The organism is Tabrizicola sp., assembly GCF_031377265.1.
In the GTDB taxonomy this organism is placed as follows: domain Bacteria; phylum Pseudomonadota; class Alphaproteobacteria; order Rhodobacterales; family Rhodobacteraceae; genus JAUYQR01.
The window spans coordinates 1-11,025 of the sequence record NZ_JANMET010000240.1; the positions used below are offsets into that span (position 1 = coordinate 1).

The 11,025-nt window shown below is 60.5% G+C and carries 20 protein-coding genes; 1 reads left to right on the plus strand and 19 read right to left on the minus strand.

What is annotated here, in order from left to right; translation table 11 throughout:
* Nucleotides 1-189 precede the first annotated feature (189 nt).
* From rplR to rpmC, 9 genes are all read right to left on the minus strand, one after another.
* Nucleotides 190-549 carry a 50S ribosomal protein L18 gene (rplR, locus tag RMO18_RS13785; protein ID WP_309666641.1) on the minus strand — a complete coding sequence of 120 codons (360 nt, stop codon included), beginning with the start codon at nucleotides 547-549 and terminating at the stop codon, nucleotides 190-192.
* A gap of 12 nt (nucleotides 550-561) precedes the next feature.
* Nucleotides 562-1,095: a 50S ribosomal protein L6 gene (gene rplF / locus RMO18_RS13790; RefSeq protein ID WP_309666643.1), complete on the minus strand. Its 534-nt coding sequence runs from the start codon at nucleotides 1,093-1,095 to the stop codon at nucleotides 562-564.
* Nucleotides 1,096-1,105: 10 nt separating this feature from the next.
* A complete protein-coding gene (gene rpsH, locus RMO18_RS13795; protein WP_309666645.1) occupies nucleotides 1,106-1,504 on the minus strand; it encodes a 30S ribosomal protein S8 in 399 nt (132 codons plus the stop codon).
* 13 nt (nucleotides 1,505-1,517) lie between these two features.
* A complete protein-coding gene (rpsN, locus tag RMO18_RS13800) occupies nucleotides 1,518-1,823 on the minus strand; it encodes a 30S ribosomal protein S14 (protein ID WP_309666647.1) in 306 nt (101 codons plus the stop codon).
* 2 nt (nucleotides 1,824-1,825) lie between these two features.
* Nucleotides 1,826-2,401, minus strand: coding sequence for a 50S ribosomal protein L5 (gene rplE / locus RMO18_RS13805; protein WP_309666648.1), 576 nt, complete (start codon nucleotides 2,399-2,401; stop codon nucleotides 1,826-1,828).
* Nucleotides 2,401-2,706: a 50S ribosomal protein L24 gene (gene rplX / locus RMO18_RS13810; RefSeq protein ID WP_309666649.1), complete on the minus strand. Its 306-nt coding sequence runs from the start codon at nucleotides 2,704-2,706 to the stop codon at nucleotides 2,401-2,403. The genes rplE and rplX overlap by 1 nt, the downstream gene beginning before the upstream one ends.
* Nucleotides 2,706-3,074, minus strand: a complete 369-nt coding sequence (gene rplN, locus RMO18_RS13815; RefSeq protein ID WP_091302592.1) for a 50S ribosomal protein L14 — start codon at nucleotides 3,072-3,074, stop codon at nucleotides 2,706-2,708. The genes rplX and rplN overlap by 1 nt, the downstream gene beginning before the upstream one ends.
* 61 nt (nucleotides 3,075-3,135) lie before the next feature.
* Nucleotides 3,136-3,375, minus strand: a complete 240-nt coding sequence (gene rpsQ, locus RMO18_RS13820) for a 30S ribosomal protein S17 (protein WP_309666651.1) — start codon at nucleotides 3,373-3,375, stop codon at nucleotides 3,136-3,138.
* Nucleotides 3,376-3,387: 12 nt separating this feature from the next.
* Nucleotides 3,388-3,588 carry a 50S ribosomal protein L29 gene (gene rpmC / locus RMO18_RS13825; RefSeq protein WP_309666652.1) on the minus strand — a complete coding sequence of 67 codons (201 nt, stop codon included), beginning with the start codon at nucleotides 3,586-3,588 and terminating at the stop codon, nucleotides 3,388-3,390.
* A 234-nt stretch (nucleotides 3,589-3,822) separates the two neighbouring features.
* On the opposite strand from rpmC, the gene RMO18_RS13830 reads away from it, so the two are divergent.
* A complete protein-coding gene (locus tag RMO18_RS13830; protein ID WP_309666654.1) occupies nucleotides 3,823-4,530 on the plus strand; it encodes a GIY-YIG nuclease family protein in 708 nt (235 codons plus the stop codon).
* A gap of 7 nt (nucleotides 4,531-4,537) precedes the next feature.
* Here the strand turns inward: RMO18_RS13830 and RMO18_RS13835 are convergent, their stop codons facing one another.
* The 10 genes from RMO18_RS13835 to rplD form a co-directional block, all read right to left on the minus strand.
* A complete protein-coding gene (locus tag RMO18_RS13835) occupies nucleotides 4,538-5,161 on the minus strand; it encodes a TIGR02466 family protein (protein ID WP_309666656.1) in 624 nt (207 codons plus the stop codon).
* Between the two features lie 189 nt (nucleotides 5,162-5,350).
* Nucleotides 5,351-6,631 (minus strand): hypothetical protein, encoded by a 1,281-nt coding sequence (locus tag RMO18_RS13840; protein WP_309666658.1) that lies wholly within the window; start codon nucleotides 6,629-6,631, stop codon nucleotides 5,351-5,353.
* Between the two features lie 55 nt (nucleotides 6,632-6,686).
* Nucleotides 6,687-7,271: an alpha/beta fold hydrolase gene (locus RMO18_RS13845; RefSeq protein WP_309666659.1), complete on the minus strand. Its 585-nt coding sequence runs from the start codon at nucleotides 7,269-7,271 to the stop codon at nucleotides 6,687-6,689.
* Between the two features lie 161 nt (nucleotides 7,272-7,432).
* On the minus strand, nucleotides 7,433-7,846 hold the full coding sequence (gene rplP, locus RMO18_RS13850) for a 50S ribosomal protein L16 (RefSeq protein WP_309666661.1): 414 nt from the start codon (nucleotides 7,844-7,846) through the stop codon (nucleotides 7,433-7,435).
* 12 nt (nucleotides 7,847-7,858) lie between these two features.
* The gene (gene rpsC / locus RMO18_RS13855) at nucleotides 7,859-8,575 is read right to left on the minus strand and encodes a 30S ribosomal protein S3 (protein ID WP_309666663.1); all 717 of its coding nucleotides are present in this window, start codon (nucleotides 8,573-8,575) and stop codon (nucleotides 7,859-7,861) included.
* Complete coding sequence (gene rplV, locus RMO18_RS13860) at nucleotides 8,575-8,955, minus strand: 50S ribosomal protein L22 (protein ID WP_309666664.1); 381 nt, start codon at nucleotides 8,953-8,955, stop codon at nucleotides 8,575-8,577. Before rplV ends, rpsC begins: the two co-directional genes overlap by 1 nt.
* 3 nt (nucleotides 8,956-8,958) lie before the next feature.
* Nucleotides 8,959-9,237, minus strand: coding sequence for a 30S ribosomal protein S19 (gene rpsS, locus RMO18_RS13865; protein WP_309666666.1), 279 nt, complete (start codon nucleotides 9,235-9,237; stop codon nucleotides 8,959-8,961).
* Nucleotides 9,238-9,240: 3 nt separating this feature from the next.
* Nucleotides 9,241-10,077: a 50S ribosomal protein L2 gene (gene rplB / locus RMO18_RS13870; RefSeq protein ID WP_309666668.1), complete on the minus strand. Its 837-nt coding sequence runs from the start codon at nucleotides 10,075-10,077 to the stop codon at nucleotides 9,241-9,243.
* A 129-nt stretch (nucleotides 10,078-10,206) separates the two neighbouring features.
* A complete protein-coding gene (locus RMO18_RS13875; RefSeq protein ID WP_309666672.1) occupies nucleotides 10,207-10,503 on the minus strand; it encodes a 50S ribosomal protein L23 in 297 nt (98 codons plus the stop codon).
* A 20-nt stretch (nucleotides 10,504-10,523) separates the two neighbouring features.
* Nucleotides 10,524-11,025: 50S ribosomal protein L4 (gene rplD / locus RMO18_RS13880; protein ID WP_309666670.1), on the minus strand; the 502-nt coding region annotated here is incomplete at its 5' end.

Consider the following 11,025-nt stretch of genomic DNA (forward strand, 5'->3'; position numbering starts at 1 on the left):
GGACGGTTATCGCGGCGGTCATTGCCCCCACGATTGTCCCGACGGTTATCACGTTCTGCCATAAGGCATTCCTTGCATGGTGGCGCAGCATCCGCGCCGTTGTGGCCAATCCTGGTGGGCCCATGTCAAGCATGGCCCCCGGATCATCGGGGGGACGCGCCCGATCAGGACGCGCCCCCCACTCTTGATTTAGAACTTCAGACCGCCTTCACGCGCAGCATCGGCCAAAGCCTTGATCTTGCCGTGAAACAGGAAGCCGCCGCGGTCGAAGTAGCATTCCTCGACACCGGCCTTTTTTGCCCGCTCGGCAATCGCCGAACCGATCTTCGCCGCTGCTTCGACGTTGTTCTTGCCGACCACGCCCAGATCCTTCTCCAGGGAGGAGGCCGAGGCGACAGTCACGCCCTTCACATCGTCGATCAGCTGCACGCTGATGTTCTTGGACGACCGGTGCACCGACAGCCGAAGCCGCCCATGCGAGGTCGCCTTGATCTTGTTCCGGACGCGCAAGCGGCGCTTGAGGAACAGCTCTCTTTTGTTGTTTGCCATTTCTCTGAGCCCTTACTTCTTCTTGCCTTCCTTGCGGAACACGAATTCACCCTTGTAGCGGATGCCCTTGCCCTTGTAGGGCTCTGGCTTTTTCCACTCGCGGATGTTCGCGGCGACTTGGCCAACAAGCTGTTGGTCAATGCCTTCCACAATGATTTCGGTGTTTTTCGGAGAGGTGATTGTCACGCCGGCCGGAATCTCGAAGTTCACTTCGTGACTGTAGCCGAGCGACAGTTTCAGAACGTTGCCAGCCATCGCCGCGCGATAACCCACACCCTGAATTTCCATCTCTTTCTTGAAACCAGCCGACACGCCGTCGACCAGGTTCTGCACCATCGAGCGGCTCATGCCCCACTGCTGGCGCGCGCGCTTGGACAGACCGCGCGGGGTGACCTTGATGGTCTCCCCCTCGATGGTCAGCGTCACGTCGTCGCCTGCGGTGAAGCTGCGGGTGCCTTTCGGCCCCTTCACTTCGACGGTCTGACCCGAGATCGAGGCGCTGACGCCTTTCACCAGGGTTACGGGTTTTCTGCCGATACGGGACATGTCCTGCTCCTCAGAATACGGTGCAAAGCACTTCGCCGCCAACATTGGCAGTGCGTGCGCTTGCATCCGACATGACGCCCTTCGGCGTCGACACGATGGAGACACCGAGGCCGTTACGGACCGTCGGAATATCCTTGACGCTCATGTACACCCGGCGACCCGGCTTGGACACGCGCTTCAGCTCGCGGATCACGGGGGTGCCTTCGTAGTACTTGAGGCTGATCACCAGCTCGCCCTGACCGTTGTCGGACGGGTTCTTTTCATAGCCGCGGATATAACCTTCCGCCGCCAGCACATCCAGCACCCAGGCGCGCAGCTTGGAGGCCGGCGTGGATACGGTGGATTTGCCGCGCATCTGGGCGTTGCGGATACGCGTGAGCATATCGCCGAGAGGATCGTTCATCATCATCTTGCGGTCCTCCTTACCAGCTGGACTTTACCATGCCGGGGATCTGGCCAAACGAGGCGAGATCACGCAGCATGATGCGGCTGAGTTTGAGCTTGCGGTAATACGCATGCGGACGGCCCGTCAGCTGGCACCGGTTATGGATCCGGGTCGCGGACGAGTTGCGGGGCAGGGCTGCCAGCTTGATCGTCGCCTTGAAGCGATCTTCAACCGGTTTGGTCTGGTCATAGACCACCGCTTTCAACGCGGCGCGTTTGACAGCATGCTGCTTCACGAGCTTGGCGCGTTTTACTTCGCGGTTCACCATGGATTTCTTGGCCATTTTTACTTTGCTCCCACGGTGTCGGTGAAGGGCATGTTGAAGTGGATCAACAGCGCCTTGGCTTCGGCATCGGTCTTCGCGGTGGTGCAGATGATGATGTCCATGCCGAGGATCTCATCGACCTTGTCGAATTCGATTTCGGGGAACACGATCTGCTCTTTCAGGCCCATGGCATAGTTGCCGCGGCCATCGAACGAGGTCGGCTTCACGCCACGGAAGTCACGGACGCGGGGCAGTGCGATGGTGATCAGACGGTCGAAGAATTCGTACATCCGGTCACCGCGCAGCGTGACTTTGCAGCCCAGCGGCATCAGCTCGCGAACGCGGAAGCCTGCGATCGAGTTCTTGGCATGGGTGATGACGGCCTTCTGGCCGGCGATCAGGGTCAGCTCTTCAGCCGCCTGCTTCACCTTCTTGGTGTCCTTGACCGCTTCGCCGACGCCCATGTTCAGGACGATCTTGTCCAGACGCGGCAGCTGCATCATGTTCTTGTAGCCGAATTCTTCCATCAGCGCCGGGCGGATGCGGGCCATGTAGTCGGCCTTCATGCGCGGGGTGTATTTGGCTTGATCCAACATCAGATGGCCTCCCCGGTGGACTTGGCAAAGCGCACCTTCTTGTCGCCGTCCATACGGAAGCCGACGCGGGTGGGTTTGCCGTTCTTGTCAACGATGGCCAGGTTCGACAGGTCGATCGGCATCGGCTTTGCGACGCGGCCACCCTGGGTGCCTGCGGACTGCTTGGTGTGGCGGATGGCGACATTCACGCCCTCGACCACGGCCTTGTTTGCGGTCGGGTTGACGGACGCAATTTCGCCCTTCAGTCCCTTGTCCTTGCCGGTGAGCACGATGACCGTGTCACCCTTCTTGAGCTTGGCGGCCATCAGAGCACCTCCGGAGCCAAAGAGATGATTTTCATGAAGTTCTTGGCGCGCAGCTCGCGCACCACTGGCCCGAAGATACGCGTGCCGACCGGTTCACCCTGGTTGTTCAAGATGACGGCTGCGTTGCGGTCAAAGCGGATGGTGGTGCCGTCTTCACGGCGAACTTCCTTGGCGGTGCGCACGACAACGGCCTTGCGGACGTCGCCCTTTTTGACACGGCCTTTTGGAATGGCTTCCTTGACCGACACCACGATGATGTCGCCCACAGAAGCATAGCGGCGATGCGAGCCACCCAGAACCTTGATGCACTGAACCCGGCGAGCGCCTGAGTTGTCAGCAACATCCAGATTGGTCTGCATCTGGATCATTTGGTTTCTCCCGACCTTTGGGCATCATGCCCAGGGTTTCGATGGAGCCTTGGGGAGTTGTTTACGCCGTAGCGTCGACAACCACCGTCCAGCGTTTGGTTTTCGAGATCGGTGCACATTCCTCGATGCGGACGGTGTCGCCGGTCTTGAACTTGTTTTCCGCGTCGTGGGCCCGGTACTTCTTGGACTTGCGGACGGTTTTCTGCAGCAGCGGGTGCTTGAAGCGGCGCTCGACCAGAACAGTGATGGTCTGTTCGTTCTTGTCGGAGGTCACGACACCCTGGAGAATACGTTTCGGCATGGTGTGCTCCTCTTATTTCGCGGCTTCGGCAGCTTTTTGGACGAGCACCGTGCGGATGCGGGCGACGTCACGACGGACGGCACGCATGCGAGCGGTGTTCTCCAGCTGGTTGGTCGCAGCCTGGAAGCGCAGGTTGAACGCTTCCTTCTTGAGCTGAACCAGGCTGTCGCGCAGCTGGTCCGGCGTTTTCGTTTTCAGTTCCTCGGCTTTCATGCCGCTTTCCTTTTCACAATCACCAGACGGCCCCTTTTGAGGTTACCGTTGTCCTGATGGATCAATGACAAACCGACGAATCCGGAGCCCCGGAATCGCTGGATGGCGTCGTATAGGGGGGATGGGGGGAGGAGGCAAGGGGGAAGTTGGGGGGTATACAGACTGCAACTTGCTCCTACGCTGCTAAGAATAGATACTTCGGAATGGAACCGGCTACGAAGGCAATTTCGCTTGATGGCAGACAAAGATCATATCCTTGGCGAAATTCGGCGAGTAGCCATCAAGATCGGCCGCTCCCCAGGGATCGCCGTTTTCGAGGCAGAGACCGGCATTGTTCGAAGTGAATGGCACGGCAAGCTTTGGCGGGCTTGGGGAGATGCCCTGCAGGAGGCCGGGCTCCAGGAAAACGGACTAAACGCAAAGTTGCCCGTAGACAGTGTGCTCCAACAGTTTGCGGTCGCTGTTCGCCATTTCGGTCGTATTCCTGCAATGGTCGATCTACGAATGTTCGCGCGTCAGAATGAAGGTTTCCCGTCGCACAACGTCTTCACAAATCACTTTCCCGGAAAGGCATCACTCGTCGTTGCGTTCTCGGAGTGGGTTCGCCGGAACGAGGAATATCATGATCTGCTTGACCTTCTTCCGGACTCGCCGGAGCCAAACAAAGCGCCGAGCGGGGACATTCGAGAAGGGTCCGTCTACCTTCTGCGGTCCGGGGACCACTACAAGATTGGCCGCAGTGACCAGCTTGAACTCCGGGTCAAACAGATCACGGTCAGTTTGCCTGAGAAGGTGACATTGGAACATACGATCCGCACTGACGATCCTCCAGGAATCGAATCATACTGGCATCGCAGGTTTTCTGAGAAGCGCGCGAACGGAGAATGGTTCCGGTTGTCGGCTGCTGACGTCCGAGCATTCAAGCGAAGAAAGTTTCAGTAGCGACGCCTCACGCCCACCCATAGTTGAAGCTGACCGAGATCCGCTCTTCCTCGGCCATGTTCATCGGCACTTCGTGTCTTAGCCAGCTTTCCCACAGCAGGACCTCGCCCACTGACGGCGTGACGTAGACAAAACTCTGCAACTCCCGCGCGGCTTTCTTCGACCGCAGGGGGGCGGTCATCATCATCGGCAGGCGCGGGTCCTCCAGCTTCAGCGCGCTGGTCCCCTCCGGCATCGCCACATAGGTGGTGCCGGAGATCACCGAATGCGGGTGGATGTGGCTGGCGTGCATGCCGCCTTCGCCGAGGATGTTGATCCAGAGCGAGTCGCATTTCAGCTTCTTGTCGCCAAGGTCGAAGCCGAGGTCCTTGCAGAAGGCCGCGACATGCTTGTCCAGCGCCTTTTCCAGCGCGCCGAAGATCGGAAAGCGCCAGGGCAGGTCGTTCAGCGAGGAATAGGAGGTGTAGCCGGGATAGCCGTGCTTTTCGCACCAGCGCTGACCGGCCTCGTCATCCTCGGCGATGGCAAGGCAGGACGACTGCAACTCGTCATAGCTGATTTTCTTCTTGCCCAGCTCGCTCAACTTGGCGCGGTACAGGCGGGTGACGAACAGCGAGGCGATTTCGGCCATGACAGGCTCCAGCGTTGGGGGGCCGGGATCGACCCTGGCGCCGGTATTAGCCGCTCAGGGGCGCGGCGTGAAGGTCAGACCGACCAGATGTTCGGGGGCGATGTTCAGGTCAACCTCGCGGCGCAGCCAGATCACCATGTCTTGGCCTGTCGCAGTCGCCTCATAGCCGACGAGGTAATCGACGCCCTCCTACAACGGCTGACCGTCCAGCGTCACGTCCACGCCGGTCTGCACGTCATTCCAATCGCGCAGGATAAAGGCCGGGTTCACCAACCACATGGTGCCGTTGCGGGCGGCTTCGTCATAGGTGGCGATCAGTTCAAAACAGAACGGCGCAGGCCCGGTGCCAGTGCGCGGCACCAGATAGGCCTTTTGTGCAGGATCATATCGGGGGGTGTAGTCCTGCTCCGGTCCCTCCATCCACAGCCCGGGCGGCAGGATCCATGACCAGCCGAGCTTGACCAGATCCTCCTGCGGATCGGCGGCGTTGGTCATGCCCTGCAGGTAGATCTGCTCCAGCCGGGTGTCGCTACGCCGGTAGTGCCAGTAGTTGATCATGTGGCCCAAGGCTGCGATGTAGCCGATGGAGGGTTCAGCGTAGCCGCGCCATGTCTGGAACAAGTCGGCATTGCCGGGCTCGATCGTGTAGGGCTGCACCTGCACACCGTAAGGCAGGCCGGTCTTGAAGGTGCGATAGTCCGACCGGGTGTTGACGATCAGGATATTCGCATCGCGGAACTCCTCGAAATCCCGCAGCTCCGGCCCATAAGTGAAGGTCGCGTCCTCGCCCTGCGGCAGGACATGGCCGGAATGGTTGCCATAGATGCGGATGGCGATGATCGCGGCGGGGTCGATGTCGTCCAACGGGTCGTGGCCGGGTTGGCCGATGACTATGGTTTCGGTGAATTCATGCACCACATTCGGCGGCTCCCGCTCAAACCCGAAGGGCAGGCTGCGGGCGGCAAGGCCGGTGTGGATCGTAATGTGGCGGGTATAGGTGCCGTCGGGATAGATGTACCACCGCTCTTCGCCCCAGTCGCCGTCGCCATGGGGAGAGCCGCTGGGGATATCGGCATGGGCGATGTCGTAGGCTTCGTTGTTGAGTGCGTACTGTAGGCCAACGACGATCCGCGCGGGCGAGGCATGGTCGACCCAAGCGCGGACATAGCGGCCTTCCTTGTCCATCCCCGGCTCGAACGAGGCCCCTGCCCCGGATTTGTCCCAGGTCCGGGGATCGTAAGTCTCGGCAGCGAAGTCGCAGACCTTGATGCCGTTCTCAGTGACCGCACAATACTGCCAGGGAAGGTCAAAGCTGAGCGACCAGGGCCGGTCGGCGAAGGTTACGGTGCCCGCGCCGAGGAAGGCGTCGGGTGAAAGCCGGGTGGGTTCGGTGGGGCCTGTCGCGCGGAACGCAGGTTCTGCGGTGGCGGCCAAGGGCAGAAAGACCAGACCTAGAATCAGATTTCGCATGTGTTGCCCCTATGGCCTTGGTCGACTGCCCGCAGCCGGTCAGCGCGCGCCTGTCTCAGCCAACACCTGTGCGCCGCCCCCCGAGCGTGCCGATGAACGCTCCGAAATGGACCAGACCAGCAGGCCAGATGCCCAAGTTGTCCGAATTTCCCATATGACCGGCCTGTTGCATATCAACAAGTTCAGCTCGCCAAGCATCGGCGAATGTCCTGGCGCGATCGAATGCGACATAGGGATCATTCCGGCTTGCCAGCACCATCGACGGAAAGGGAAGCGGATCAAGTACCATTGGTGAAAATCCGCTTTCGCTCGCATCGGGCCAGATATCCGCCGCGCCGCGATCCGACGGGGCGACCATGAAAGCCCCGGCAATGCGCGAGCAATCCGCATCTGGCGCCCATCGCATGATCAGGGAGGTGCCAAGACTGTGCGCGATGAGGACAACGGGCCGGACGCTGCGCCCGAGATATTCGTCAAGCCGCGCGGCCCAGGGGGCGAACTTCGGTGAAACCCATTCGTCTTGTTCAACACGCGTCATGTTGGGCAGTGCGACCTGCCAGTGGCTTTGCCAATGGCCCGGCCCAGAATTGTCGCGGCATGGCAGGACCAGGAAGTCGTAGTCGTCCAGCAAGTTCCCCATTGGTGATCTCCGGTTTTGGTCGAAGAACTTGAAGTCGACATCTCAGGTCCACTAGCACAAGGCGTCAAGTTCGCTTGCGACCTTTAGTCAAAAGAAAAGCCCCCCACCGTTTCCGGCAGAGGGCTACTATCGGTAAGGTAAGTTCTGCGGACGCGCCGCTCTTACCAGTCTTCCTTGGCCACGACGCGGGTGGTGACCGGAAGCTTCATCGCGCCGAGGCGCAGGGCCTCGCGGGCGATAACTTCCGACACGCCGTCGATCTCGAACATGATCCGGCCGGGTTTGACCTTGGCTGCCCAATAGTCGGTCGAGCCTTTGCCCTTACCCATACGAACTTCGACAGGTTTTGCCGACACTGGAACATCCGGGAAAATCCGGATCCAGACCCGGCCCTGACGCTTCATGTGGCGGGTGATCGCGCGGCGGGCCGCTTCGATCTGCCGTGCAGTGACCCGCTCCGGCTCGGTCGCTTTCAGGGCGAAAGAGCCGAAGTTCAGCAAGAACCCGCCCTTGGCTTCGCCATGGATGCGGCCTTTATGCTGTTTGCGGAATTTGGTGCGCTTTGGTTGCAGCATCTTTTCTACTCCTTACGCGCGTTCGCGGTCGCGCCGGGGTGCGCGCGGAGCGGCACCTTCCTGCGCTTCGGCGAGGCGGCGGTCATGCGCTTGTGGATCGTGCTCAAGGATTTCGCCTTTGAAGATCCACACCTTCACCCCGATGATCCCGTAAGGGGTCGTGGCTTCGGACAAGGCATAGTCGATGTCGGCACGCAGGGTGTGCAACGGCACGCGGCCTTCGCGGTACCATTCGGTCCGGGCGATTTCCGCGCCGCCAAGACGGCCAGCGACGTTAACCCGGATGCCAAGCGCCCCGATGCGCATCGCGTTCTGCACGCCACGCTTCATGGCGCGGCGGAACGAGACCCGACGCTCCATCTGCTGTGCGATGCTTTCGGCGACCAGTTGCGCGTCCAGTTCCGGCTTGCGCACTTCAACGATGTTGAGGTGGAGTTCGGATTTGGTGAACACCGTCAGCTTCTTGCGAAGCGTTTCGATATCCGCACCTTTTTTGCCGATGATCACGCCCGGACGTGCAGTGTGAATGGTCACACGGCACTTCTTGTGCGGGCGTTCGATGATCACGCGGCTGATGCCGGCCTGCTTCAGCTCATGATGGATGAACTCGCGCATGCGCAGGTCTTCCAGCAGGAGGTTGCCGTAGTCTTTCGATTCCGCGAACCAGCGGCTGTCCCAGGTCCGGTTGACCTGCAGGCGCATACCGATCGGATTGACCTTCTGACCCATTATGCAGTCTCCCCGGTTTGACGGACCTTGATGGTGATCTCAGAGAACGGCTTCATGATCTTGCCGAACCGGCCACGCGCGCGTGGACGGCCACGCTTCATCACCAGGTTCTTGCCGACCCAGGCCTCGGCGACGATCAGATTGTCGACGTCGAGGTTGTGGTTGTTTTCTGCGTTCGCGATTGCCGACTGCAGGCACTTCTTCACGTCACCCGCGATGCGGCGCTTGGAGAAGGTGAGGTCGGCCAGAGCCTTGTCCACCTTCTTGCCCCGGATCATACCGGCGACCAGGTTCAATTTCTGCGGCGAGGTCCGAAGCATGCGGGCGATTGCCATTGCTTCGTTGTCCGCCACGCGACGGGGGTTCTTTTCCGATCCCATGGCTTATTTCCTCTTCGCTTTCTTGTCGGCGGCGTGACCGTAATAGGTCCGCGTCGGCGAGTATTCACCGAATTTCTGGCCGATCATTTCCTCGGTCACGTTGACCGGGATGTGCTTTTTGCCGTTGTAGACCGCAAAGGTCAAACCAACGAACTGCGGCAGGATGGTGGACCGACGCGACCAGATCTTGATCACCTCGGCCTTACCACCGGCCTTTGCCTTTTCAGCCTTCTTCAGGACGTAACCGTCGACGAAGGGGCCCTTCCAAATAGAACGTGCCATGGATTAGCGCCCTTTCTTCGCGTGACGCGACCGAACAATGAGGCTGTCCGAAGCCTTCGCCTTGCGGGTCTTGTTGCCCTTGGTGCCCTTGCCCCACGGGGTAACCGGGTGGCGGCCACCGGAGGTCCGGCCTTCACCACCACCATGCGGGTGGTCGATCGGGTTCATCGCAACACCACGAACAGTCGGACGCACGCCCTTGTGGCGCATGCGACCGGCCTTGCCGAAGTTCTGGTTGGAGTTGTCGGGGTTCGACACGGCACCGATGGTGGCCATGCATTCCTGACGGACCATGCGCAGTTCGCCCGACGAAAGCCGAATCTGCGCGTAAGACCCGTCACGACCGACGAATTGCGCGTAGGTGCCGGCAGCGCGGGCCAACTGGCCGCCCTTGCCGGGCTTCAGCTCGACGTTGTGGACGATGGCGCCGATCGGCATGCCCGAAAACGGCATGGCATTGCCCGGCTTCACGTCGGTCTTGGCGCCAGCGATGACTGAGTCACCCACGGCCAGACGCTGCGGCGCCAGGATATAGGCCAGCTCGCCATCGGCGTACTTGACCAGAGCGATGAATGCGGTGCGGTTCGGATCATATTCGATCCGCTCGACGACCGCTGCGATGTCGAACTTTGTGCGCTTGAAATCGACCACACGGTACAGGCGCTTGGCGCCCCCACCTTTGTGCCACATCGTGATACGTCCGGTATTGTTCCGGCCACCGGTCTTGATCAAACCCTCAGTGAGGGATTTGACCGGGCGGCCTTTCCACAGTTCCGAACGGTCGATCAGAACCAGCCCTCGCTGGCCAGGCGTCGTCGGCTTATACGACTTAAGTGCCATGCTTTCTGTCTTCCGTCTTGGGGGGTCCGGCGTTGCGGACCCTTGGGTTATAGGGCTCCGAAGATCCCCGATTCAGTCTAAAAACCACGGCCCCGGATGATCCGGGGCCGCAGGATTCGCGGGCTTCTATCAGAGGCCCGTGGAGACGTCGATAGTGTTGCCAGCTTCAAGCATCACATAGGCTTTCTTCTTGTCGCTCCGCTCGCCGGCGCGACCACGGAACTTCTTGGCCTTGCCCTTGGTGATGGTGGTGTTGACCGCCTTCACCTTGACACCAAAGATCGCCTCGACGGCTTCCTTGATCTGCGGCTTGGTCGATGACATCGCGACCTGGAAGACCACGGCACCAGCCTCGGAAGCCATGGTGGCCTTCTCGGTGATGACGGGCTTGCGGATCACGTCGTAATGCTCGGGCTTTACGGCCACAGCGGATTTGGGAGCTTTGCTCATTTCAGGCGGGCCTCCAGGGCTTCGACACCGGCTTTCGTGATCACCAGGGTGTCACGCTTCAGGATGTCATAGACATTCGCACCCATCGTCGGCAGCACGTCGATGCCTTCGATGTTGCGGGCTGCCAGCGCGAAGTTGCCATCCACGGTCGCGCCGTCGATGATCAGCACGCGCTTCCAACCCAGTTCCGACTTCATCTTGGCCAGCGTACCGGTCTTGGCATCGGCCATGGTGGCCACGTCCAGGATCACCAGCTCGCCCGCCTTGAACTTGGCCGACAGCGCATGCCGCAAGCCAAGGGCGCGGAACTTCTTCGGCAGGTCATGGGCGTGGCTGCGCGGGGTCGGGCCCTTTACAACACCACCGTGGCGGAAGATCGGCGCCTTCTTGGAACCGTGGCGTGCGCCGCCGGTGCCCTTCTGGCGATAGATCTTCTTGGTCGAGTAGGAAACCTCGGCCCGGGTCAGCGTCGAGTGGGTGCCAGCCTGGGATTTCGCC